We start from the raw sequence: 23406 nt of genomic DNA, 5'->3' as shown, positions 1-23406 counted from the left end.
GGTTTGGCGTAAAACATTGCCGGTCTTGCCACAAGCTGTCGCTGCCAGGCGACAAAAATCCCCGTTTTTCGGGCCAGATCGCTGCGAAACGGGCTGAAAAAATAGAGATGGAATGTAAGTCCTTGATTTTGAATACAATTTAAAAGCTGGCACGGCGCTTGCTGTATGGGTAGATGTGACGCTTCAAAGTGTTGCTTTATCCAAGTAAGAAGCTTTTAACTTCATTGAGAGGAACTACCATGCAAACATCGAAACTGTTCAATACCCTGGTTGCCGCTGTCGTACTGTCGGGCGCCTCGATCACCGCTTCGCATGCCGCTGACTCCGCACCAAAAGCACAAGCTCCTGCTGACACCGTCGTGGCCGCCAACGCTGCCGCAGCCGTCCCTGATGAAACCATCACTTCCTCGGCCAAGGCCGCCCTGAGCGCCGATGCGCAAGCCGCTGCCCTGCCGGTCAAGGTAGCAACCCAGCAAGGTGTGGTCGTCCTGTCGGGCGACGTACCGAGCGCCGAAGCGGGTGACCGCGTCGTGCAGATCGTCGCTTCCGTGAGCGGCGTGAAAGAAATCAAGAACGAGCTGAAAGTCAAAGCCGCCGGTTAATCCCCTCGCGCTGTACTTTACTCCGGGTTGCCCTGTCTGCGGACAGGGCATTTTTCGTTTACACCTGCGGTGGTGTCGTCGGATGACGGTCCTGCGGACCTAATCCGGCCTGCAAATCGCCCTCCATTGCGCACGGTACGCGGTCAAACCATCCACTTCCATCATGGGTTCCACCGTCGCCTCCATCGCCGGCACCTGGCCCCAGCGGTGCAGCATCCAGCCGCCGCACGTCGTGCCGCTGGCGTCTTGCGACACGCTCACTTCCTGCCCTGGCCGCAAGGCCGCCAGCAGGGCGGCGAAATGCGGGTTGTCCGTGAAACTGCCTTCCACCGTCACGGTCCCTTGAGCATCGAGGGCATCGAGGCAATAATCGCTCATCAGCGCGCAATACAGGGTGGCCAGCGCATAGCGTTCCTGGGCCGTACGTGGTACCTGCCCGACGATGCGCCCCTCCTGCCCGACGAAGGGGCCGCCCGACTCGGCAAAGCAGGGCAGCGCCAGCGTACCCTGGCTGACCAGGCGGGCGATATCGTCCGCGCCGCACACTTGAGGTTCGCTGCCCGCCAGCACGGCAAATTCGCGCCCGCCCATGAAGCGCATGCAGGCCACGGGTTGGCCCAGCGCATGCACGTTGGCCAGCATGTCGGCCGTTTCATCGAGCCGGCCGAGGGGCGCGCCGAAGGCGGCGGCAATGGCCCAGGTGCCGGTCGACAAGACCGTGCGCGGCTGTGCCTGCTCTTGCGCATCGAGATAACGCAGCAGCGAGGCATTGCTGTCATGGATGCCGCACAGCACCTGGCAATCGGGCAGCAAGCCATTGCTCTCGCGCCACTGCGGCAGCACGGGTCCCAGCGCCGTCCATGCCGATTGCAACGGCGCAAATAATGGCGTCCAATCCATGGTCTCCACCAGCGACGAATAGGCCCCTTGCTGCGGCCGCCATAAATCCGTATGGCAACCGAGCGAGGTCACTTCGCTGGCGGCCACGCCCGATAGCCGCCAGGCCCAGTATTGCGGATAGGTCAGGATATGGCGCGCGCGGGCAAATTCCTGCGGGTAGGTTCTGGCGAGCCAGAACAGTTGCAAGCCCAGGTTCAGGCCGCAGGGCAATTGCGGCGACAGGCTGTCGCCGAACGCGGGCCGCAAGCTGGCATACTCGGCCGCCAGCGATTGGGGCAAGGTCGATTCATAGTCGAGGATGGGCAGCACCAGGCCGGCATCGTCGACCAGCGCCGCCGTGGCACCGTGCGTGACGGGCACGATGGCGGTGACGTGCGCCAGGCGCGCGAAGGCGGCCAGGCCTGTTTGCAGCCAGTCCCACAGCCCTTCCGTATCGTGGTGCGGATACGGCCCTGCGTGCACGATGCTGTTCGGGCGGCGCTCTTCGGCCAGGATGGCGCCGGCGGCGTCCAGCAGGGTCAGCTTGGCATTCGTCTTGCCGATATCGAGTACTACGGTGGCGTCGATGGTCACGGCCGTCCTTATGCGAGATGAAACATGGGGATTAAAGGCACGGCGACGGGCGACGCATCGGCTTGCGTTTCCATCAGGTCGGCCATGTGCGCCCACCAGCGGCGCATCACGGGATGCTGCGGCAGCGCTTCCATCGTGTGGCCGTCCATGCGGCGCAGCACGGCGAACAGCGCGCCCGTCTCCTCATCGAGAAAGATGCTGTAGTCGCGCACGCCGGACTCGTGCAACAGGCTGGCCAGCTCGGGCCAGATGGCGTCGTGGCGGCGCTGGTATTCGGCGGCATGGCCGGGTTTCAACTGCATCTTGAAAGCGATCTGTTGCATGGTTTATTTCCGTGTGTGCTTGCGGTTCAACAGGCGCGGCAGTGCAATCGTGATCAGCAGCAAGATGCCGACGACAATCGTCATGATGACGCCAGGAATATTGAGCAGCGCCAGGCCATATGTCACCATGCCCAGCAGCAGCACGGCCAGCAGCACGCCGCCGATGCTGCCCTTGCCGCCGGCGATGCTCACGCCGCCCAGGATGACCATGGTGATCACTTCGAGTTCCCAGCCCATGGCGATGTTCGGGCGCGTGCTGCCGATGCGTCCCGTCAGCAGCCAGGCGGCCAGGCCCGCCATGGCACCGGTGGCCACGAACAGGGCGAAGCGGTAGCGGTCCACGGCCACGCCGGAAAAGCGCGCCGCGCCCGGATTGCAGCCGATGGCAAAGATGCGCCGGCCCCAGCTGGTCGCATGCAGCAGCACGGCAAACAGCGCGCAAAACACGAGCAAGATGACGAAGGGGCGCGGCACGATGTCGAAGAAATAGCCTTGCCCCCAGTCGATCAGCAGTGGCGGATAGCCGGTGTAGGCCTGGTCGCCCAGGATCACGCTGGCCAGGCCGCGGAACAGGGCCACGGTGCCGATCGTCACGACGATCGATGGCAGGGCGAAGCGCGTGACGAGCACGCCGTTCAGGCAGCCGCAGAGGGAGCCCATGGCCAGCGCGACGAACAGCAAGCCTTGCGGCGGCACGCCGTGGTGATGCGCAAACCCCATCGCCACCGAGGACAGCGCCAAAATGCCGGAGACGGAAATGTCGATTTCGCGGCAAATGATCAGCAAGGCCATCGGCAGCGCGATCAGGGCCTTCTCGCTGAAGTTGAAGGTGCTGTCGGCCAGATTGTAGGCGTCGAGGAAATTCGGCAGCAGCACGCTGTTGGCCGCAAACACGGCGATCAGCAGCAGCGCCAATAACGCTTCCCAATGGGCAAAATACTGGCCGATGCGGTGCGCCTTGCGGTCGAGGATGGTGTAGCGCGAGCGCACGGGTACGCTGTCCGGCGCTTCGCCGTGCAAGGTCTGTGAAGTGGCGTTCATGCGGCGCTCCTGCGGGTCGAGGGGGCTTGCAGCGTGAGCGGCAAGATCTGGCGGCCCATGTTCCGGGTGCCGCGCGCATTGAGCAGCACGGCCGTGAGGATCACGATCCCTGTCAGCGCGCTTTGCCAGAAGGGCGAGACCTTGACGATGGGCAAGGCATTGTTGATGACGGCCAAAAACAGCGAGCCGAGCACCGCGCCGCCCACCGTGCCGGCGCCGCCGGCGATGCTGATGCCGCCGATCACGCAGGCGGCGATCACGGTAAATTCAAAGCCATATGCGATTTCCGAATACGCCACGGCGTAGCGGGCCACCCACAGGTAACCGCACAGGCCGGCCATCAGGCCCGACAGGCCATACGTCCACAGCAGCCGGCGCGCCGTGGCGATACCAACATAGCGGGCCGCCTGCGGCTGGTTGCCGATCGCATACAGGTCGCGGCCGAAGCGCGTGTAGCGGGCCAGGAAACAGGTTGCCAGGATGGCCGCCAGCGCGATCCACACGAGGTGCGTCACGCCCAGCAGGCGCGCCAGCGGAAAGTCGATGAAGGCGGCCGGCATCTGGTGCGACGATACCCAGGCGCCGCCCGACAGCACGAATACCAGGCCCCGGTACACGCTCATGGTGCCCAGGGTCACGACGATGGGCGGCAGGTCCAGGTAGCCGATCAGGTAACCGTTGATCAGGCCCAGCAGCAGGCCGATGCCCAGCGCCGCCAGCACCACCAGCGGCAGCGGCAAGTGCGGATACTGCACGGCCAGCAAGGCCGACAGCATGCCCGACAGCGCCAAATTGGATGCCACCGACAGGTCGATGCCGCGCGTAATGATGACGAACATCTGCGTCAGCGCCAGCATGATCAGCAAGGTGCTGTCGGTGAGCAGGTTGGCCAGGCTGCCCGGGGTCAGGAAAACGGGCGAGCGCAGGCCCACCAGCAGCACCAGCAGCACGATCAGCAGTGCCAGCTGGATTTCACGTTGCTTCAGATAGCGCATGTCAATTCCTCGATCGGATGGCCGCTGCCGGAAGCGGCGGCGACGACGTTTTCCGGGGTCGCCTGGGCGCGCGGAAAGACGCGGTGGATATGGCCCTGGTGCATGACCACGATGCGGTCCGCCATGCCCAGCACTTCCGGCAGCTCGGACGACACGAGGATCACGGACAGGCCTTGCGTGACGAGCTCGCTGATGAAGCGGTGCACGGCCGCCTTGGAGCCGATATCGATACCCTTCGTAGGCTCATCGAGAATGATCACGCGGGGCCTGGTGGCCAGCCATTTGGCCAGCACGACTTTTTGCTGATTGCCGCCCGACAGTTCCGACACCATCTGCGTAAAGTGGCTGGCCTTCAATTCGAGCTGCTCGCTCAGGTGGCGCGCGATGGCCGTCTCCTGCGCGCGCCGTGGCCGCAGGAAAAAGCCGATGCTGTCCAGAATCGGCAAGGTGATGTTTTGCACGATGGACATCGACAGGTGCGCGCCTTGGTGCTGGCGGTCTTCGGGCACATACGCGATGCCGTGCCGGATGGCGTCGCTGGCGCAGCCGATGCGCACTTTCTCGCCGGCGATGGTGATCGTGCCGCGCACGCCCTCGGTCAAGCCGAACAGCGCTTGCATCACTTCCGAGCGGCCCGCGCCGACCAGGCCGTAGAAGCCGACGATCTCGCCTTGCCGCACGGAGAAACTGACGCCGTGAAATTCCGTCGCATGGCACAGTTGCGACACTTCCAGCAAGGTTGGTCCCAGGGGGACGTCGACCTTGGGAAACACTTGCTGAATGGTGCGCCCGACCATCAGCGACACGAGCTGCGGTTCGCTGATGTCGGCCATTGCGCCGGCGGCGACGAAATGGCCGTCGCGCAGCACTGTATAGGTGTCGGCGACGGTAAAGATTTCATCGAATTTGTGCGAAATGAAAATCACCGCCGTGCCCGCCGCGCGCAGCTGGGCGATGATGCGATACAGCTCATGGATTTCGCGCTGCGACAGCGAGGCGGTGGGCTCGTCCATGATCACCACGCGCGCCTCTTGCGACAGGGCGCGCGCGATTTCCACGAAGTGGCGTTGCGCCACGCTCAATTCCTTGACCTTGGCCAATACGGGTAACTGCACTTCCAGGCGCGCGAAGATCTGCTCGGCCTCGGCCGCCATGCGTGGCCAGTCTATGCGCGGCGGGAAACCCGTTTGCGGCTGGCGCCCGATATAGATGTTTTCGGCCACCGTCAGTTCGTCGAACATCATGGTTTCCTGGTGCACGGCGGTAATGCCGGCATCCATCGCATCTTGCGGATTGGAAAACAGCACAGCCTTGCCGCCCAGTTCCATGCTGCCCGCATCCGGTTGATAAATGCCCGTCAACGTCTTGACCAGGGTCGACTTGCCGGCGCCGTTTTCACCGATCAGCGCCATGACTTCACCGGCGCGTACGGTCAGCGCCACGTCTTTCAGCGCGGTGACGCCATGGAAGTGCTTGCAGATGCCATGCAGGCGCAACACCGGCGCCGCGTTCTGCGCAATAGGGGGATTCTGTGACATAGCCATTCACACTTGAGAGATATTCGCAGGTCGGGTTAGCGCGCCAGCGCGTAACCCGACAACATTGTTGGCTTTACCGGTGATATCGGATTACGGCGCTTCGCGCCTGATCCGACCTACGGCCGTCGGTACACAAACAAATCAGAATATCTTCGAGAACTTGTCGACGTTATCCTTGTTGTAGGTGAACGGCGGCGCCAGCGCCGCTTCGCCGCCCGCATCGAGTGTCAGCTTGCCCATGCGGCCGACGGCGATGCTTTCGCCCGGCTTGCCGCTGGCCTTGCCGGTGACGAATTGATGGGCGGCATACGTGGCGGCGTAGCCGAGGTCGATCGGGTTCCAGATGGCAAAGCTTTTCACGGCGCCGCTCTTCACGTGGCCGGCCATTTCCGACGGCAAGCCCAGGCCCGTCACATACACCTTGCCCACGAGTTTCTCGTCGACCACGGCCTTGCCGGCCGCATTGATGCCCACCGTGGTTGGCGCGATGATGGCTTTCAGGTTCGGGTTGCTGCGCAACAAGCCGATGGCTTCGCGGTAGCTCTTGTCGGACTGGTCGTCGCCATACACGGTGGCCACCAGCTTGATCTTCGCATACGCGGGCTGGGCCAGCGTCTTTTTCATTTCGCCGATCCAGATGTTCTGATTCGTCGCCTGCGCCGTGGCCGACAGGATGGCGATCTCGCCCGTGCCGCCGATGGCGTCGGCCGCCATTTCAATCTGTTTCTGGCCGATCAGGGCCGGGCTGGACGGGTTCAGCTGCATCAAACGCCCCTCCTTGGCCAGGCCGCTGTCGAAGGAAATGACCTTGATGCCTCGCTGCATGGCTTTCTTGGTGATCGGCACGAGCGCATTGGCATCGTTGGCGGAAATGACGATGGCGCTGACCTTCTGGCTGATCAGCGAGCTGATGATTTCGATCTGCCCTTCCGCCGTCGCCGTGGTGGGCCCCGTGTAAATGACTTCCACGTCGCCCAGCTGCTTGGCCGCCTCGTTCGCCCCTTCGTGGGCGGCGTCGAAGAAGCCGTTGCCCAGGCTCTTGACGACCATGGCGATCTTGATTTTTTCCGCCGCCTGCGCGCTGGCGGCCAGGCAGCCGATCATGCACATGCTCAATGCCGTCACCATCATTTTGTTCAATTTCATGCCGCGTCTCCTTTTTTATTGTTGCTGCCGGGGCGGTAGACACCATGTCTCCAGCCCTCTGTTTTTGCCACTGACTAGGTATTGCCTATTGCTCTTGCCACGCCTGCTCCGCCGGCGACAGCGGCGCCGCCATCGCCTCGGGGGCGACGGCCAGTACCTTGACGCCCGACTGTTCCAGCATCTGCACGGCCGCGTCCGAAGCGCCCGTGTCCGTGATGACGCAGGACACGCGGTTCAGGCCGCACAGGATCAGGCCTGCCTTCCTGGCAAACTTGGAACTGTCGGCCAGGACAATCAACTCCTCGGCCTGGCTGATCAGGCGTTTCTCGGCCTGGATCAGCAAGGGATCCGCTTCCATCAAGCCCAGCATCGACAGGCCGTACACGCCCATGAACATTTTTCCCGCGTAATGATGCTGGCTGATGTCGTTGTCGAAGGGACTCAGGATGACGTTTTGCTCGCGATACACCTTGCCGCCGGGCAGGATGATTTCATTCTCGCTGGACATCAGCAGGCGCTCGGCCATCAGGAATGAATTGGTGAGGATTTTCAGCCGCTTGTCGACCAGGAACTCGACCATGCGATAGGTGGTGGTGCCGCCATTGATGATGATGGTGTCGCCATCGGCGCACAGGCCGCAGGCGTGGCGGGCGATGGCGCGCTTTTGCGCGGCGCAGCGGTCCAGGTTGTTTTGAAAGGTTTCGCCCGACAGCGCAAACGTACGCTGTTTTTTTTGCGGCAGGCTCTCGGCGCCGCCGCGGGTGCGGGTCAGCAAATTGCGCTCGGCCAGCCAGGCGATATCGCGCCGCACCGTCGCCGGCGAGGAATTGAGCCAGCCGACCAATTGGTCGACGCTCGCCACGCTATGTTCGGCGAGTAGTTTCAGCAAGCCTTTGCGGCGTTTGTGATTAACCACGTTGTCTCCTTTTTGAGTCCTCTCCCGTACCAGCTGCCCGGGGACGACTTCTTTATCGGTGAGCCAGCCTAAGCAGTTGAGCAGTGCATGTCAACAATCAATCAATCAACATCGTGATTATTTGGATAGCGCGCAAATGCGTGATCGGAGTTCCAATCAACCTGGTGATTATTTGCGTTTCTCTCACGTTTTTGATTGCTTGTTGATTGACATGATTGGCACGCTGGCTTCTACTGAGTGCTGCCGTCATGGCGTCCCGCACACAGATGCGGCCATGGCGATCCGCACGCATAACCAAGAATGGAGACACTGTATGACCGCCACGATGGACACCACACCACCTGCGCCCATGGCCTCGCTATGGGACGATGCGCACGCCGCGACCTTGAGCGAACCGGAGCTTTTGCTGTACCGTTCCAACCTGCTCGGTTCCGACATGCGCATCACCAATTTCGGCGGCGGCAATACCTCGGCCAAGATCCGCATGACGGATCACCTGACCGGCGACGAGGTCGAGGTGCTGTGGGTGAAAGGCTCCGGCGGCGACCTGGGCAGCATCAAGCTCGATGGCTTTTCCACCCTGTACATGGACAAGCTGCGCGCGCTGAAGGGCCGCTACCGTGGCCTGGCGCTGGAAGATGAAATGGTTGCCTACCTGCCCCATTGCACTTTCAATCTGAACCCGCGCGCGGCCAGCATCGACACGCCCCTGCATGCGTATATAGCGCGCAAGCATGTCGACCATATGCACCCGGACGCCGTGATCGCGATTGCCGCCTGCGCCAATAGCCAGGCATTGACGCACAAGATTTTCGAAGGCGAACTGGGCTGGCTGCCGTGGCAGCGTCCCGGCTACGACCTGGGCCTCAAACTCGAAGCGCTGTCGCAGTCGCAGCCGCATTTGAAAGGCATCATCCTCGAAGGCCATGGCCTGTTTACCTGGGGCGACACGGCCAAGTCCTGCTACGAAACCACCTTGGCCATCATCAAGCGCGCGGAAGACTGGCTGGCCGCCAACACCAAGCAGCCGGCGTTCGGCGGCGCCAAGTCCGCACCCTTGCCGGCGCACGAGCGCGCGGCCCTGGCGCAGCGTTTGATGCCTGTGCTGCGCGGCAAGATCAGCCAGGACGAGTACAAGCTGGGCCACTTCGACGACAGCGCCAACGTGCTCGAATTCGTTTGCAGCGCCGACCTGCTGCCGCTGGCCGCGCTCGGTACCTCGTGCCCCGACCACTTCCTGCGCACCAAGATCCGCCCCTTCGTCATCGACTTCGATCCGGCCTATCCTGATTTTGACCGTTTGGTCGCCGGCCTGGACGAGGCGCTGGCCGCCTACCGCGCCGACTACCTCGCCTATTACACGCGCTGCAAGCACGACAACAGCCCCGCCGTGCGCGACGCCAACCCCATCATTTATCTGATCCCCGGCGTGGGCATGCTGTCGTTCGCCAAGGACAAGGCGACGGCGCGCATCGCCGGCGAGTTCTATGTCAATGCCATCAATGTGATGCGCGGCGCCAATGGCGTCGACACCTATGTGGGCTTGCCGGAACAGGAAGCGTTCGACATCGAATACTGGCTGCTGGAAGAAGCCAAGCTGCAGCGCATGCCCAAACCCAAAAGCCTGGCCGGACGCATTGCGCTGGTGACGGGCGGCGGCGGCGGCATCGGCCAGGCCGTGGCGCGCCAGCTGCTGCAGGAAGGCGCTTGCGTGATGCTCACCGATATCGACGGCGCCGCGCTGGAAGAGGCCGAGCAGAGCCTGCTGAAGGTGGCTGGACGCGACAATATCGCCACGGTGCGCGCGAACATCACGGCCGAAAACGACGTCGAGGCCATCCTGAACGCGGCCGCGCTGCGCTTTGGCGGCATCGACCTGCTGGTGTCGAACGCGGGCATCGCTTCCTCGGCGCCGCTGGAAGAAACGACTCTGGAGATGTGGGAGCGCAACCAGTCGATCCTGGTGACCGGCTACTTTCTCGTCAGCCGCGCCGCTTTCCGCATCATGCAGCAGCAGAAGCTCGGTGGCAGCATGGTGTTTGTCGCCAGCAAGAACGGCTTGGTGGCATCGGCCGGCGCCTCGGCCTATTGCACCGCCAAAGCGGCGGAAATCCATCTGGCCCGCTGCATCGCGCTCGAAGGAGCGCCGCACGGCATCCGCGTCAACGTGGTCAATCCCGATGCCGTCATTCGCGGTTCGCGCATCTGGGATGGCAAGTGGAAGGAAGAGCGGGCCGCCTCGAACAAGATCGAGACGGGCGACATCGAGGAATTCTATCGCCAGCGCAGCATGCTCAAGCGTAGCGTGCTGCCAGAAGATATTGCCGAAGCCGTGTATTTCCTCTCCAGCGACAAGGCCGCCAAGAGCACGGGCAATATCATCAATGTCGACGCGGGCAACGCGGCCGCATTTACACGTTAATCTAAAAAAATGACGCAGCCGGCCATGGCGCCGCTGCGCGCAAGGAGACAAGATGCATACCATGATCGATAGCGGCCTGGTGGCCGACCACAATGCCAAGCTGCAAGCGAACCTGGAGGCCGACTATGCGGCCCTGGGCGGTGTGCTGGCCCGCCGCGGCCAGGATATCGAGCAATTGACGGCGCTGGCGCAAACCTTCGCCGTGGCCGTACCGAGTTGGGGCACCGGCACGGGCGGCACGCGCTTTGCCCGTTTCCCCGGCCTGGGCGAACCGCGCAACGTGTTTGAAAAGCTCGAAGATTGCGCCGTCATCAACCAGCTGACGCAAGCGACGCCCGCCGTTTCGCTGCATTTTCCATGGGACAAGGTCAGCGACACGGCCGCCCTGCGCGAGACCGCCCAGGCTTACGGCCTGGGCTTTGACGCCGTCAATTCGAATACCTTCCAGGACCAGGCCGGACAGGCGCAGTCGTACAAATACGGCAGCCTGACGTCGCACAGCGCGGCCGTGCGCGCGCAGGCCGTCGAGCACAATATCGAATGCATCGAACTGGGCCGTGCGCTGGGCTCGACGGCGCTGACGGTGTGGGTGGGCGATGGCGCGAATTTTCCGGGCCAGCACAATCTGCGCGGCGCGCTCGAGCGCTACCTCGACAGCATGCGCGACATCTACGGCGCCCTGCCCGCCGACTGGCAATTATTTATTGAGCACAAGCTGTTCGAGCCGGCCTTCTACGCCACCACGATCGCCGACTGGGGCACCAGCTTTGCCTGCGCCAGCGCGCTGGGACCGAAGGCCAAATGCCTGGTCGACCTGGGCCACCATGCGCCGAACACGAACATCGAAATGATCGTCGCGCGCCTGGCGCAGTTCGGCAAACTGGGCGGCTTCCATTTCAATGACAGCAAGTACGGCGACGACGACCTCGATTCGGGCAGCATCAACCCTTTCCAGCTGTTCCTCGTGTTCAACGAACTGGCCGACGCGGCCGAGCGCGAAGGCGCCGCCTTCCATCCCGCCTACATGCTGGACCAGTCGCACAATGTGACGGACCCGATCGAAAGCCTGATGAGCAGTGCCGTCGAAGTGCAGCGCGCTTTCATCCAGTCCGCACTGGTCGACCGCGCCGCCCTGCGCCATTACCAGGAAGCCAACGACGTGCACGCCTCGGCGCAAGCACTGAAACAGGCGTTCCGCACTGATGTCAGCGCCATCCTGGCGATGGCACGCCAGCGTTCGGGCGCCGCCATCGATCCTGTGGCCTGCTACCGCAGCAGCGGCTATCGGGAGCAGCGCGGCGTGGCGCGCCCCCCCAAGGCAGGCGCCAGCAGCAGCGGCATCGTGTAAGGCGGGTAGCGAGTGGGAGCATTGCTGCTTCCAGGCAAGCCGCCTGGAAGCAGGTAGAATGGCTGGCACTGGCGCCGTTCCCGGCGCCGTTTGTCATCCCCGGCACAGCGTGCAAGGCTGCGCCGTTACCAGGCTACCGCATGTCTTCTTTTTCTCCCGCTGCCCTGCTGCGCAATCTGAAACCCGATAATTTCACCATCGCCCTGCTCGTCACCGTGGCGCTGGCCACCTTCCTGCCCTGCACGGGCCAGACGGCCGTGGTCTTCGGCAACATCACCACGGTCGCCATCGGCGCCCTGTTCTTCCTGCACGGCGCCAAGCTGTCGCGCGAAGCCGTGGTGGCCGGCGCCATGCACTGGCGCTTGCACTTGCTGGTGCTGGCCAGCACCTTTGTCCTGTTTCCACTCTTGGGCCTGGCGCTGCGCCCGCTGGCGCTGACCTTCCTCACGCCCGACCTGTACATGGGCATCTTGTTCCTGTGCGCGTTGCCGTCGACCGTGCAATCCTCGATCGCCATGACGGCCATGGCGCGCGGCAACGTGCCGGCCGCCATCTGCAGCGCCTCGGCCTCGAACTTCATCGGCATCTTCCTCGCCCCCATCCTCGTCGGCTTGCTGGTGGCCAAGGGCGCGGAAAGCAAGTCGTCGGTCGATGCCGTGCTGTCCATCGTCATGCAGCTGCTGTTGCCATTCTTGGCCGGGCAATTCCTGCGCCGCTGGATCGGCCGCTGGGTCGACCGCCATAAAGCCACCCTGAAATACGTCGACCAGGGTTCGATCTTGCTGGTGGTCTACACGGCCTTCAGCGAAGCCGTCAGCGAAGGCCTGTGGCATACGATTTCCGTGGAAACCCTGGTCGCCCTGGGCCTGATCAGCACCTTGCTGCTGGCGCTGGTGCTGGGCATCTCCACCTTCGTCAGCCGCCGCCTGGGCTTCAACAAGGAAGATGAAATCGCCATCGTCTTTTGCGCCTCGAAGAAAAGCCTGGCCAGCGGCGTACCGATGGCCAAGGTGCTGTTTTCCACGCGTTCGCTGGGCATGGTGATCTTGCCGCTGATGCTGTTTCACCAGATTCAGCTGATGATCTGTGCCGTGATCGCGCAGCGTTATGCGCGGCGCGATGAGGGGCAGGATGTGCCGGCGACAACGCTGTGATGGCTATCCTGCTCTAGCCGCAGCGCCTGCCGCAGCCCCGCCACTATCACCGCGTAAGCCTGCCGCCGGCTGGACTCATCCGGTGCGCGCAGCACATACGCCGGGTGATACGCGGCAATCACCGAGCGCCCCGCATGCTGGACCGGCGTGCCGATCAGCGGCGTCATGCTCGCCGCGCCATCCTGCAGGATGGACTTCAAGGCCGTGCTGCCCAGCGCCACGATCACCTGCGGCTGGACGCGCTCAATCTCTTCTTCCAGCCAGCCATGACAGGCGAGGATCTCGCGTTGCGCGGGCGTCTTGTGCAGGCGGCGCTTGCCGCGTGGTTCCCATTTGAAATGCTTGACGGCGTTGGTCAGATAGATGCTGTCGCGCGCCATGCCCGCTTCCTGCATGGCTTGCTCGAGCAGCGCGCCGGCCGGGCCCACAAACGGCAGTCCCGCCAGGTCTTCCTGGTCGCCCGGCTGCTCGCCCACGAGCATGATGCGCGCCTGTGCCGGGCCAATGCCGGGCACGGCTTGCGTGGCGCTTTTCCACAGTTCGCAGCGGCGGCACTGGTCCAGGCTTGTCGCTACTTCGCGCACTGGCTGGGCGCGCTCGGCTGCAATCGGAATCATGGTGGCGCCGCTGCGCTGGCCCACGCTGGCCGTCTGGCCCGTGCGGCGTTCGCCGTTGGCGGCGCCGCTGAGCATGGCGGGCACGATGCCCCCTTCCGGCAAATTCTTCCAGAAACGCGAGGGGATATGGCTGTGCAGCAAATCCGCATTCACGCGCGCGGGATTGAAGATGCTGCGGTAGTAGGTCAGCCACAGGGCTTCGCCCGCATCGTCGATATCGGCTGCGCCCTGCATCAGTGCGGGGCCCGCGTGCAAGGTCGTGCCATCCCACAGCATGCTGGCAGCGGGCGTGGCGATCATCCAGCTGGTAGCTCCCATGCGGCGGGCGAAGTGGCGCGCCACCTGCGGCAGCACCTCGTGCACGGGTTCGAACCAGGCGACAAAACGGGGCGCGCCCTCGCATTCTGGCCGCTCGCGAAAGCGCACATACGCATGCATGTCGTGCTCCTCGCGGTGCACGGCCTTGACCATGGCGTGCAGGCGCGCGCCGTCCGCGTCGGCCGGCGACATCACGTCGTGCTGGCCCTGCTGCCAGCGCCACAGCACCTGGTACAAAAAGGCCCAGCGGTCAGGCACGTTGAAGCAGGCGGCGCTTTCCAGCAATTCCACCAGGGGACGCGGCAGGCGCAGCAGTGGCGCGCTGGTATCCGTCGCATCCGGCGCGGCGGAAAACAGGTCGCCATCGCCGGGACGCGACTGCCAGGCAACGTCGGCAGGTGGCACGCCAAGCGCGATCAGTTCGCGTGCCGCCGCGCGCCACTCGTCGAACGACTGCGCCAGCCGCACCACCGTACTCATGCGGCCTGCAGCTCCGGCCACAGATTCATCTGCTGCGGCGCCTCCGCCATGGCGCGCCGCAGGTGTTCCGAGGCGGTCGTGTCGCGTGCGGGAAAGTAGTCGGCCGTGATGATGAACGGCGCGATTTTCTTCATGCTGCAGCGCAGGCGGGACAGGTCGGCGTAGCGCACCTGCCGCAGCCGCCGCAGATCGACGATGCGCTGGGCATTGCGCAGGCCGATGCCGGGCACGCGGGCGATCATGTGCTGCGCCGCGCGGTTCAAGTCGAGCGGAAAATGTTCGCGGTGGGCCAGCGCCCACGCCAGTTTCGGGTCGATATCGAGCGCCAGGTTGCCGCCCGTGGCGGGCAGCAGTTCGCTGGCCTGGAAACCATAGCTGCGCAGCAGGAAATCGGCCTGGTACAACCGGTGTTCGCGCAGCATGGGCGGCGGCGCCAGCGGCACGCTTTTCGGACTGTCGGGGATCGGGCTGAAGGCCGAGTAGTACACGCGTTTGAGTTTATAACTGCCGTACAAGGTCTCTGCCGTGGAGAGGATCTGCTGGTCGTCGCTGGCGTCGGCGCCGACGATCATCTGCGTGCTTTGCCCGGCCGGCGCGAAACGCGGCGCGCGCGGTTCTTCCGCTTTCTCGTCGAGCTTGCGGCGTATCGACCCCATCGCCAGCTTGATCGTATGCACGCTCTTTTCCGGCGCCAGCTTTTGCACGCTGTCCTGTGTCGGCAGTTCGATATTGACGCTGAGCCGGTCGGCATAGCGGCCCGCCTGCGCGATCAGGGCCGGATCGGCGTCGGGAATGGTTTTCAAATGGATGTAGCCGCGGAACTGATGCACCTCGCGCAACTCGCGCGCCACCTGCACCAGCTGCTCCATCGTATAGTCGGCCGACTGGATGATGCCGGAACTGAGGAACAGGCCGTCGATGTAGTTGCGCAGGTAAAAGTCGCTCGTCAGTTTCACCACTTCGGCCACGGTAAAGCGCGCGCGCGGCACGTTCGACGTGCGGCGGTTGACGCAGTACTGGCAGTCGTACAGGCAGTAATTCGTCAGCAGCACTTTCAGCAGCGAGACGCAGCGCCCGTCCGGCGTGTAGCTGTGGCAAATGCCCATGCCCGAGGTGGCGCCAAAGCCATCCTTGCCGATGGAATCGCGCTTGGGCGCGCCGCTGCTGGCGCAGGACGCGTCGTACTTGGCCGCGTCGGCCAGGATTTCCAGCTTGTCCGTCAATTCCATGGCTCACCTCGATATACTGTGTTTATATACAGTATATCAGGGAATGCAGCTTGCGCTGGCTTGACCTGTGCGATGGCAGAGCGCTATATATCGGTGTATATTACGGACCAGGTTCTCTTCTCATCAAGGATACGATCATGCGCCTCACCTCCCTCGCCACACTGCTCGGCGCCGCCCTCTTCGCCACCGCCGCCTCGTCCGCCCTTGCCGGTGAAGTGGTCGTGTCGGCCGCGGCCAGCCTGACGAATGCGTTCAAGGAGGCGGCGCAGGGCTATGAGGCGCAGTATCCGGGCAGCAAGGTGTCCTTGAACTTCGCCGCTTCGGGCGTGTTGCTGCAGCAGATCGTCAAGGGCGCGCCCGTGGACGTGTTTGCCTCGGCCGACCAGGAAACCATGGATGCGGCGCAAAAGCAGGGCTTCGTCTTGCCGGCCGAGCGCATGGACTTCGTCGGCAACAGCCTGGTGCTGATCGTGCCGCACGATAGCAAGCTGGGCATCAAGAGCCTGGCTGACCTGACGCACAAGGGCGTGACCCGCGTGGCCATCGCCAATCCGGCCAGTGTGCCCGTCGGCCGTTATTCCGAAGGCGCGCTGAAGAAGGCGAAGCTGTGGGACGCCGTGCAACCGAAAGCCATCGGCACGCAGAACGTGCGCCAGTCGCTCGACTACGTGGCGCGCGGCGAAGTCGATGCGGGCTTTGTCTACGCGACCGACGCGGCCATCATGAAAGACAAGGTGAACGTGGTGCTGGAGGTGCCGCTGGACGCGCCCGTGCTGTATCCGATCGCCACCATCAAGGGCAGCGGCAATGGGGCGGAAGCGAAGCGCTTCGTCAGCTATTTGCAGACGGCGCCGGCGCAAGCCATCCTCGCCAAGTACGGTTTCAAGAAACCATAAAGCAAACGACTGCGCATGGATATCGCCTGGACCGCGCTGGCCCTGTCGCTCAAAGTGGCGACATGGGCCACGGCGCTCAACTTGTTGCTCGGCATCGGTACGGGCTATCTGCTGGCGCGCACGCGTTTTCCCGGGCGCGAGCTGCTCGACGCCCTGTTGACCCTGCCGATGGTGATGCCGCCGACCGTGCTCGGCTATTACCTGCTGGTGCTGCTGGGCCGGCGCGGCACCCTGGGCATCTGGCTGCAGGACAACTTCGGCATCAACCTGATTTTTACATGGCAGGGCGCCGTGATCGCTTCCACCGTGGTCGCCTTTCCCCTCGTCTTCAAGCCCGCGCGCGCCGCCTTCGAGGCCGTCGACGGCCAGCTCGAGCAGGCGGCCCGCGTGCTGGGCATTTCGGAAATGGCGATCTTCTTTCGCGTCACGTTGCCGCTGGCCTGGCGCGGCATCCTGGCCGGCGTGCTGCTGGGATTCGTGCGCGCGCTGGGCGAGTTTGGCGCCACCCTGATGGTGGCCGGCAGCATTCCCGGCAAGACACAGACCCTGTCGGTGGCCGTGTATGAAGCCGTGCAGGCGGGCCAGGACGACGTGGCCAATACGCTGGTCGTGATCATCTCGGTGGTCTGCATCGTGGTGCTGCTGTTGGCTGGCCGCCTGGCGCCCGGGCGCGTCGCGCACAAAGGACGCTGAGGATGACGCCCATGCAACTCGACCTCGACATCCGCGCCACCTTGCGCTCCGGCAAACGCCGCTTCGACCTGCAGGTGCAATGTACGTCCGGCAGCCAGCGCATCGCCATGTATGGCCCGTCCGGCGCCGGCAAGAGCATGACCCTGAAAGCCATTGCCGGACTCTTCACGCCGGACGAAGGCCATATCCGCCTGAACGGGCGCACCTTGTTCGACTCGGCCGCCGGCATCAATTTGCCGCCGCAGCAGCGCAATGTCGCCTACCTGTTCCAGGATTACGCGCTGTTCCCGCACCTGACGGTGCGCCAGAACGTGGGCTTTGGCCTGAGCCGCGGCTGGTTCAATCCGCGCGCGCGCGAAAAATTACAGAAGGTCGAGCATTGGCTCGACGCCTTCCACTTGCAGGAACTGGCGCACCAGTTCCCCGACGAGTTGTCCGGAGGCCAGCGCCAACGGGTGGCGCTGGCGAGGGCGCTCGTGGCCGAGCCGTCCGCGCTGCTGCTCGACGAGCCGTTCGCCGCCCTCGATCCGGCCCTGCGTGTCAAAATGCGGCTGGAACTGAGCCAGTGGCAACAGCGTCTGGACGTGCCCATGATCCTGATCACGCACGATCCGGAAGATGCGCGCATCCTGGGCGAGCACGTGCTGTACTTGCGCGACGGACAGATCGATAACAGGGAAGACCACATGGCATTGGGTGAACGCATTGGATAAAATCGGCTTGCAAGGCTCGCTATGGATGACGGTGGGCGGGGAAAACCTGGGCGGCGCCGGCAGGGTGGAATTGCTGGGCGCCATCGCCGAATGCGGTTCCATCACGCAGGCGGCCAAGTTGGTAAAGATGAGCTACAAGGCGGCCTGGGACGCCATCGACGCGATGAACAACCTGGCCGGCGAGCCGCTGGTCGAGCGCCTGACGGGCGGCAAGGGCGGCGGCGGCACGCGGCTCACGCAGCGGGGGCGCCAGCTGGTCGACAATTTCCGCATCATCGAACGCGAGCATGCGCGCTACCTGCGCCAGCTGGGCAGCCAGGCCGAAGGCATCGCCGACGATCTTTTACTCATACGGAGAATGGCCATGAAAACGACGGCGCGTAATCAATTCCTCGGCAAGGTGGCCGAACTGAAACAGGGCGCCGTCAACGACGAAGTCACCCTGGAATTGCCGGGCGGCCAGCACATCGTGGCCATCGTCACGCAGGGCAGCAGCGCAAGCCTGGGCCTGGTGCCGGGCGCGGAAGCGTTTGCGCTGATCAAGGCTTCGTCCATCATCCTCGTGGCCGACAGCGAAGGCGCACGCTTTTCCGCCCGCAACCAGCTGGCCGGCACGGTCACGCGCGTGCAGACAGGTGCCGTCAACACGGAAGTGGTGCTGGACTTGCCGCGCGGCGGCACGATCGCCGCCATCATCACCAATCAGAGCAGCACGGACCTGGGTATCGAACTTGGCAGCAGCGTGACGGCGATGTTTAAAGCATCTAGTGTGATCCTCGGTGTACCGGCGTAAACGGCGGCGCTGAGCAAAGTTCCGGGGTCAGACCCGGCGGGTCTGACCCCAGCTTTACGTTGCAGGCCTAATCCTTCAACCGCGACAACCAATCCGCCGCCGCCGCCAGCGCCAGTTCCAGCTCCTGCGCCGTGTGCGCCAGCAGGCTTGGGACTTCATCCAGGCGACCCGCGTCGATGGCTTCCTCGGTGGCGAACGCGGCGCGGATCAGGCGTTTCGTGCCCAGGGTGCCGACGGAGCCGCGCACGCTGTGCAGGATACGCGCCACGTCGCTGTGGCGGCCTGCCTGCAATGCTGTTTCCGCGTCGCGTACGGGCGTCATGCCCTTGTTCAGCGCGTCTTCGACCATGCGCCGCAGTACACCGCGCCCCTTCGCGTCACGTCCCATCACGCGCATCAGCGGCGCCATGGAAAACACCTCTTCATCGGCGACGCGTACGGGCTCGGCCGTCTGCACTGGCGGGCGCTTGGGCAGGTGGCGCAGGATGACTTCCATCATCTCTTCCACCACCACGGGCTTGGCGATGAAGTCGCTGATGCCGGCCGTCATGCAGCGCTCGCGCTCGGATGCCAGCACGCCGGCCGTCATGGCGATCACGGGCAGGCTCAGGCGCAGCTCCGTGCGGATGATGTGGGTGGCGCTGAAACCGTCCATGACGGGCATCTGCATGTCCATCAGCACGATGTCGTAGCGCAGCGCTTCCGTGCGCAGCCGTTCCACGGCTTGCAAGCCGTCGCCCACCACGTCGAGGGTGGCGCCCATGTGTTCGAGGATGCCGCGCGCCACGGCCTGGTTCAAATGATTGTCTTCCACCAGCAGGAAATGCACGCCGGCCAGTTCCGTGCCCAGTGGCTGGTGCAGGATGCGCTGCTCGCCGCCGTCGTTCTTGGTGATCAGTGCCTGGTGCAGGGCATCGAACAGGCTCGATCCCGTGATCGGTTTCATCAGCACGACGTCGGCCTCGGCCGCGCTGGAAATTTCCTCGAGGTGGTTGCGGGCGAAGGCGTTGACCATCACCACGATGGGCTGGCGCTGGCCGCTGGCCGCCTGGCGGATGGCCTTGGCCGTGGCCAGGCCGTCCATGACGGGCATGTGCCAGTCGGCCAGCACCACGTCGTACGGTTGCTGCTGCGCCAGGCGTTCGCGGTACAGTTCGATGGCGGCAAAGCCGGAATCGACTTCGTCGGCCAGCCAGCCCCACGCCTCGATCAGCTTGACGATCAGTTCGCGCGTGGTGCGGTTATCGTCGGCCACCAGCAGGCGCAGCTGGCCCAGTGCCGGCGTGCGCCGCGTTTCGGCTGGCTGCGCCAGCATCTCGAACGGCACGCTGAACCAGAAGCGGCTGCCCTTGCCTTCGCTGCTGGCGACGGCGATGTCGCCGCCCATCATGTGGATCAGCTGCTTGCTGATGGCCAGGCCCAGGCCCGTGCCGCCGAAGCGGCGCGTGATGCTCTGGTCGCCCTGCGAAAACGCGGCAAACAGCTGCTGTTGCTGCAGTTCCGTCATGCCGATGCCCGTGTCGCGCACTTCGAAGCGCAGCCAGGCGCGGCCGCTCTCGCTCCTGCTCTCGGCCAGGCTGACGGCCACCACCACTTCGCCGTTCTCCGTGAACTTGATGGCGTTGCCGGCCAGGTTGACGAGGATTTGCTGCAGGCGCTGGGCGTCGCCCACGAGGCGCCGCGGCACGTCGGGCTCGACGGCGATGGCCAGTTCCAGCTCCTTTTCGCCCGCATTCATCGTCATCGTGGTGGCGAGGGTATTCATGACTTCGTCGAGGTCGAATTCGACGGGCGACAGTTCCATGCGGCGCGCCTCGATCTTCGAATAATCGAGCACGTCGTTGAGGATGCCCAGCAGCGACTGGCCCGCCACGCGCACCATGGTCAGATACTTGCGCTGTTCCGTATCGAGCTTGGTATTGCCCAGCAAATACACCATGCCCAGCACGGCATTGAGTGGCGTGCGGATTTCATGGCTCATGTTGGCCACGAAATCGCTCTTCGCGCGGTTGGCGGCCTCGGCCCGGTCGCGTTCCTGCTCCAGTTCGGCCGCGCGCGATTCGAGTTCCTGCTGCAGGCGGTCGCGTTCGCTCATCAGGCCATTGAACGCTTCCGTCAGTTCGCCGATCTCGTCGCGCTGCTGCACCGGCACGGGGGTGAAACGGCTGCCGCTGGTGCGCAGGGCCAGCAGGGTGTCGCGCAGGCGCACCAGCGGCGACAGCAGGCGCACGGTGACCCAGCCCAGAACAAATGCGGCCAGCAGCGAAGCGAGGATGCTCCACAGCACCAGCCGGTACAGCACGCCATCGAACGGTTCGAAGGCGTCCGCGACGGGCAGCGAGGTAGCCAGCAGCCAGTTCACCGATTTCAAACGCTTGAAGCTGTTGACGGCCGTGATGCCGCGGCTGTTGGTGCTGACCATGCTGCCTTCGCCATCTTCCTTCAGCAGCTGGGTGGTCGTCAGGTTGGCGTTCGGCTGGCGCGGCTGCAGCAAGCGGCTGGTATCGGGATGCAGCACGTAGCGCGGCACGGCGCCGCGCGTGAGGATGAAGTAATAGCCGCTCTTGCCGATCTTTTCCGAGCGCAGGCGTCCCAGCAGGTTGTCCTTGTACAGGCGCAGCACGCCGATCACCACGCCGGCCACCTGGCCATCGGCGGCCAGCACGGGCGCGACCATCTGCACGATGGGCATGCCGCTCGACTTGCCGAGCATCGGCTCGGTGATCATGGGCTGGCGCGTGCGCAGCACGGTCTGGAAATACTCGCGCTCGGCAACGTTGATGCCCGTGCGCCCCGCCACTTCCGGCATGTCGGCCACGACGGCGCCATGCGCGTCGAGCACCAGCACGTCGTCGAACAGCACCAGCATCGAGCGGCGCGAATAGTATTCGCGCAATTGGGCCGGCTGGGCCATCAGTTCCGGCGGCTGCTGCCTGGCCGTCAGGGTGACGATCTGCAGCAGCATGCCCAGCTTGTCGTCGAGCTCGGCAGCGGTGCGGCTGATCAGGGACGACTGCTGGCTCAGCAGTACTCGCGTGAAGTCGTCGCGCATATGCTGCACCTGGATCATGGTGACCAGCGCGATCATGGCGATCGAGGTCAGGCTGGTGGCCAGCGCGACTTTTGCTTTGATGCCGAGAGGCTTCATGATTTCCTTTTCAGTACCGGGCGGCACAGGCGGCAGATAATGCTGTTAGGAATTTTCCTATCAATACATCAAGTTGGCAAGCGGCGCCGCGCAAATGGCCCTCCCCGCATGGGCTTTTGACGATGTTGCCATATAATTAAAGTCGGAACGTCGTTTATTCGCCGAAATTGCGGTGAAATTGGCACACGGCAACCCTGTATGCAGTAAACTTGTTGTTGCATTTTCTAAAAGGTACCGACATGACTGAAGCGCTACTCACTCCAACCTTGCCCACAGTGACCGTGGAAGCGTTGCGTGCGCGATGCTCGACCTGCAGCATGCATCAATTGTGCCTGCCGATGGGCCTCGATATGGGCGACATGGACAGGCTGGACCAGATCATCGGCCGCCGCCGCAAGATCGTGCGCGGCGCCTCGCTGTTCCGCATCGGCGACTCGTTCCAGAACCTGTACGCGATCCGCCTGGGACACTTCAAGACGTACCAGATCAATCCGGGCGGCGAAGAGCAGGTGACGGGTTTCCAGATGGCCGGCGAACTGCTGGGCATGGACGCCATCAGCGCCGACCGCCACCACTGTAATGCGGTGGCGCTGGAAGACAGCGAAGTGTGTGAAATCCCGTTTTCCAGCCTGGAACAATTGCTGGGCAATATGCCGACCCTGCTGCGGCATTTCCACCGCATGATGAGCCAGGAAATCACGCGCGAGCAAAGCGTGATGCTGTTGCTGGGCAATATGCAGGCGACGCAGCGTTTTGCCGCCTTCATCGTCAACCTGGCGTCGCGCTATGAGGCGCGCGGCTATTCGAGCAGCAAATTCCAGCTGCGCATGTCGCGCGAGGAAATCGGCAACTACCTGGGCCTGACCATCGAGAGCGTCAGCCGTTTATTGTCGAAATTCAAGAAGGAAGGCTGGCTGCGCGTCTCGAACCGCGAGATCGAGATCCTGCAGCCTGCCAAGCTGAAAGCCATTACAGCCGGTACCGACGTCTGCAAGTAAGGCTTATAGCTCTTCGTCCGCATGCAGCGCGATGCTGCGCTGCACGGGCCAGGTCCAGATGCCGGACAGGCGCCACTCGCGCTTGTCGTTTTCCACCAGCACTTGCCAGCGGCTGCGCTCGAGCATCGGCAGCGCGACCGAGAAATTGCCGGCCGCATCGGGCTGCACCAGCAGCTTGATATCCTTTTCCGGCAAAGTCGCATGCGCCAAGTGCAGCTGCAACGGCCCCTGATAGGCCTTGCCGAAGCTGTGCACGGAACCGCTCAGGCGCGCTGACGCCACGTCGTACGCCAGGCTCGTCTCCATGGCCAGGTCGCTGGCGATCGTGTCGCGCTTCAAATCCTGGTTGATCGCCTTGCCCTGCTTGTAATAATCGCCCACCACCAGCGCATCGGGCTGCGTAAAGGCGATATAGCCCATGAAGCTGCCGACGACCACGGACAGGCCGGGACCGATCATCAGCAGCCATGGCCAGCGATGCTTGTACCACGGTGCAACGGGAGGCTGCAGTTTCAGACTGTCGGACATGGTATTTCTCCTCTGTAAACGGCCAGCCCCCGTGC

The 23406-nt window shown here is 63.8% G+C and carries 20 protein-coding genes; 9 read left to right on the top strand and 11 right to left on the bottom strand.

Translation table 11 applies throughout. The features are described 5' to 3' along the window. Nucleotides 1–239 precede the first annotated feature (239 nt). Complete coding sequence (locus OPV09_RS01265; protein ID WP_338680239.1) at nucleotides 240–602, top strand: BON domain-containing protein; 363 nt, start codon at nucleotides 240–242, stop codon at nucleotides 600–602. 99 nt (nucleotides 603–701) lie between these two features. Here OPV09_RS01265 and OPV09_RS01260 read toward each other — a convergent pair whose 3' ends face one another. The 7 genes from OPV09_RS01260 to OPV09_RS01230 all read right to left on the bottom strand — a co-directional run bounded on the left by OPV09_RS01260 (nucleotide 702) and on the right by OPV09_RS01230 (nucleotide 8034). After that, on the bottom strand, nucleotides 702–2075 hold the full coding sequence (locus tag OPV09_RS01260) for an FGGY-family carbohydrate kinase (RefSeq protein ID WP_338680238.1): 1374 nt from the start codon (nucleotides 2073–2075) through the stop codon (nucleotides 702–704). Between the two features lie 8 nt (nucleotides 2076–2083). Beyond that, entirely contained in the window at nucleotides 2084–2398 is a 315-nt protein-coding gene (gene rhaM, locus OPV09_RS01255; protein WP_338680236.1) for an L-rhamnose mutarotase, read from the bottom strand. Between the two features lie 3 nt (nucleotides 2399–2401). After that, on the bottom strand, nucleotides 2402–3439 hold the full coding sequence (locus OPV09_RS01250; RefSeq protein ID WP_338680235.1) for an ABC transporter permease: 1038 nt from the start codon (nucleotides 3437–3439) through the stop codon (nucleotides 2402–2404). Then, complete coding sequence (locus OPV09_RS01245; protein WP_070303179.1) at nucleotides 3436–4434, bottom strand: ABC transporter permease; 999 nt, start codon at nucleotides 4432–4434, stop codon at nucleotides 3436–3438. Before OPV09_RS01245 ends, OPV09_RS01250 begins: the two co-directional genes overlap by 4 nt. Next, on the bottom strand, nucleotides 4422–5972 hold the full coding sequence (locus OPV09_RS01240; protein WP_338680234.1) for a sugar ABC transporter ATP-binding protein: 1551 nt from the start codon (nucleotides 5970–5972) through the stop codon (nucleotides 4422–4424). The genes OPV09_RS01245 and OPV09_RS01240 overlap by 13 nt, the downstream gene beginning before the upstream one ends. Nucleotides 5973–6113: 141 nt before the next feature. Beyond that, nucleotides 6114–7100, bottom strand: coding sequence for a rhamnose ABC transporter substrate-binding protein (rhaS, locus tag OPV09_RS01235; RefSeq protein WP_374106851.1), 987 nt, complete (start codon nucleotides 7098–7100; stop codon nucleotides 6114–6116). Between the two features lie 103 nt (nucleotides 7101–7203). Next, entirely contained in the window at nucleotides 7204–8034 is an 831-nt protein-coding gene (locus tag OPV09_RS01230; RefSeq protein ID WP_319991946.1) for a DeoR/GlpR family DNA-binding transcription regulator, read from the bottom strand. 313 nt (nucleotides 8035–8347) lie between these two features. On the opposite strand from OPV09_RS01230, the gene OPV09_RS01225 reads away from it, so the two are divergent. The 3 genes from OPV09_RS01225 (at nucleotide 8348) to OPV09_RS01215 (ending at nucleotide 12958) form a co-directional block, all read left to right on the top strand. Continuing rightward, entirely contained in the window at nucleotides 8348–10456 is a 2109-nt protein-coding gene (locus tag OPV09_RS01225) for a bifunctional rhamnulose-1-phosphate aldolase/short-chain dehydrogenase (protein ID WP_083292709.1), read from the top strand. A gap of 52 nt (nucleotides 10457–10508) precedes the next feature. Then, complete coding sequence (rhaI, locus tag OPV09_RS01220; protein ID WP_338680233.1) at nucleotides 10509–11804, top strand: L-rhamnose catabolism isomerase; 1296 nt, start codon at nucleotides 10509–10511, stop codon at nucleotides 11802–11804. Between the two features lie 140 nt (nucleotides 11805–11944). Next, nucleotides 11945–12958: a bile acid:sodium symporter family protein gene (locus OPV09_RS01215; protein ID WP_051991317.1), complete on the top strand. Its 1014-nt coding sequence runs from the start codon at nucleotides 11945–11947 to the stop codon at nucleotides 12956–12958. Here the strand turns inward: OPV09_RS01215 and OPV09_RS01210 are convergent. After that, nucleotides 12910–14373: a UdgX family uracil-DNA binding protein gene (locus tag OPV09_RS01210; protein WP_338680232.1), complete on the bottom strand. Its 1464-nt coding sequence runs from the start codon at nucleotides 14371–14373 to the stop codon at nucleotides 12910–12912. The two genes, OPV09_RS01215 and OPV09_RS01210, sit on opposite strands and share 49 nt — an antisense overlap. Beyond that, a complete protein-coding gene (locus tag OPV09_RS01205; RefSeq protein ID WP_070303174.1) occupies nucleotides 14370–15602 on the bottom strand; it encodes a putative DNA modification/repair radical SAM protein in 1233 nt (410 codons plus the stop codon). Before OPV09_RS01205 ends, OPV09_RS01210 begins: the two co-directional genes overlap by 4 nt. A 137-nt stretch (nucleotides 15603–15739) precedes the next feature. Here OPV09_RS01205 and modA point away from each other — a divergent pair, with 137 nt between their 5' ends. From modA to OPV09_RS01185, 4 genes are read left to right on the top strand one after another with little or no spacing between them, the layout of a single operon-like run. Continuing rightward, entirely contained in the window at nucleotides 15740–16498 is a 759-nt protein-coding gene (gene modA, locus OPV09_RS01200; RefSeq protein WP_338680231.1) for a molybdate ABC transporter substrate-binding protein, read from the top strand. Nucleotides 16499–16513: 15 nt separating this feature from the next. Beyond that, on the top strand, nucleotides 16514–17191 hold the full coding sequence (gene modB, locus OPV09_RS01195; protein WP_338680230.1) for a molybdate ABC transporter permease subunit: 678 nt from the start codon (nucleotides 16514–16516) through the stop codon (nucleotides 17189–17191). A gap of 11 nt (nucleotides 17192–17202) precedes the next feature. Further along, nucleotides 17203–17904: a sulfate/molybdate ABC transporter ATP-binding protein gene (locus OPV09_RS01190; protein WP_128140677.1), complete on the top strand. Its 702-nt coding sequence runs from the start codon at nucleotides 17203–17205 to the stop codon at nucleotides 17902–17904. A gap of 25 nt (nucleotides 17905–17929) precedes the next feature. Next, entirely contained in the window at nucleotides 17930–18697 is a 768-nt protein-coding gene (locus tag OPV09_RS01185; protein WP_152546483.1) for a TOBE domain-containing protein, read from the top strand. A 67-nt stretch (nucleotides 18698–18764) separates the two neighbouring features. Here the strand turns inward: OPV09_RS01185 and OPV09_RS01180 are convergent, their stop codons facing one another. Next, nucleotides 18765–21845 (bottom strand): response regulator, encoded by a 3081-nt coding sequence (locus OPV09_RS01180; protein ID WP_338680226.1) that lies wholly within the window; start codon nucleotides 21843–21845, stop codon nucleotides 18765–18767. A gap of 239 nt (nucleotides 21846–22084) precedes the next feature. Here OPV09_RS01180 and fnr point away from each other — a divergent pair, with 239 nt between their 5' ends. Further along, the gene (fnr, locus tag OPV09_RS01175; RefSeq protein WP_034752524.1) at nucleotides 22085–22843 is read left to right on the top strand and encodes a fumarate/nitrate reduction transcriptional regulator Fnr; all 759 of its coding nucleotides are present in this window, start codon (nucleotides 22085–22087) and stop codon (nucleotides 22841–22843) included. 3 nt (nucleotides 22844–22846) lie between these two features. Here the strand turns inward: fnr and OPV09_RS01170 are convergent, their stop codons facing one another. Continuing rightward, a complete protein-coding gene (locus OPV09_RS01170; protein WP_338680222.1) occupies nucleotides 22847–23371 on the bottom strand; it encodes a FixH family protein in 525 nt (174 codons plus the stop codon). Between the last annotated feature and the right edge of the window lie 35 nt (nucleotides 23372–23406).

Origin of the sequence: Janthinobacterium sp. TB1-E2, from assembly GCF_036885605.1 — a bacterium.
Lineage (GTDB): Bacteria > Pseudomonadota > Gammaproteobacteria > Burkholderiales > Burkholderiaceae_D > Janthinobacterium > Janthinobacterium aestuarii.
The sequence above is the reverse complement of the archived record's forward strand: the minus strand, read 5'-3'. Positions and strand labels throughout refer to the sequence as shown.

Bases quoted from the DNA above. Each gene is read 5' to 3' on its own strand.
- OPV09_RS01265 (WP_338680239.1), top strand. From the start codon at position 240: ATGCAAACATCGAAACTGTTCAATACCCTGGTTGCCGCTGTCGTACTG.
- rhaM (WP_338680236.1), bottom strand. From the start codon at position 2,398: ATGCAACAGATCGCTTTCAAGATGCAGTTGAAACCCGGCCATGCCGCC.
- OPV09_RS01250 (WP_338680235.1), bottom strand. From the start codon at position 3,439: ATGAACGCCACTTCACAGACCTTGCACGGCGAAGCGCCGGACAGCGTA.
- OPV09_RS01245 (WP_070303179.1), bottom strand. From the start codon at position 4,434: ATGCGCTATCTGAAGCAACGTGAAATCCAGCTGGCACTGCTGATCGTG.
- OPV09_RS01240 (WP_338680234.1), bottom strand. From the start codon at position 5,972: ATGTCACAGAATCCCCCTATTGCGCAGAACGCGGCGCCGGTGTTGCGC.
- rhaS (WP_374106851.1), bottom strand. From the start codon at position 7,100: ATGGTGACGGCATTGAGCATGTGCATGATCGGCTGCCTGGCCGCCAGC.
- OPV09_RS01225 (WP_083292709.1), top strand. From the start codon at position 8,348: ATGACCGCCACGATGGACACCACACCACCTGCGCCCATGGCCTCGCTA.
- rhaI (WP_338680233.1), top strand. From the start codon at position 10,509: ATGCATACCATGATCGATAGCGGCCTGGTGGCCGACCACAATGCCAAG.
- OPV09_RS01215 (WP_051991317.1), top strand. From the start codon at position 11,945: ATGTCTTCTTTTTCTCCCGCTGCCCTGCTGCGCAATCTGAAACCCGAT.
- OPV09_RS01210 (WP_338680232.1), bottom strand. From the start codon at position 14,373: ATGAGTACGGTGGTGCGGCTGGCGCAGTCGTTCGACGAGTGGCGCGCG.
- OPV09_RS01205 (WP_070303174.1), bottom strand. From the start codon at position 15,602: ATGGAATTGACGGACAAGCTGGAAATCCTGGCCGACGCGGCCAAGTAC.
- modA (WP_338680231.1), top strand. From the start codon at position 15,740: ATGCGCCTCACCTCCCTCGCCACACTGCTCGGCGCCGCCCTCTTCGCC.
- modB (WP_338680230.1), top strand. From the start codon at position 16,514: ATGGATATCGCCTGGACCGCGCTGGCCCTGTCGCTCAAAGTGGCGACA.
- OPV09_RS01190 (WP_128140677.1), top strand. From the start codon at position 17,203: ATGCAACTCGACCTCGACATCCGCGCCACCTTGCGCTCCGGCAAACGC.
- OPV09_RS01185 (WP_152546483.1), top strand. From the start codon at position 17,930: ATGACGGTGGGCGGGGAAAACCTGGGCGGCGCCGGCAGGGTGGAATTG.
- OPV09_RS01180 (WP_338680226.1), bottom strand. From the start codon at position 21,845: ATGAAGCCTCTCGGCATCAAAGCAAAAGTCGCGCTGGCCACCAGCCTG.
- fnr (WP_034752524.1), top strand. From the start codon at position 22,085: ATGACTGAAGCGCTACTCACTCCAACCTTGCCCACAGTGACCGTGGAA.
- OPV09_RS01170 (WP_338680222.1), bottom strand. From the start codon at position 23,371: ATGTCCGACAGTCTGAAACTGCAGCCTCCCGTTGCACCGTGGTACAAG.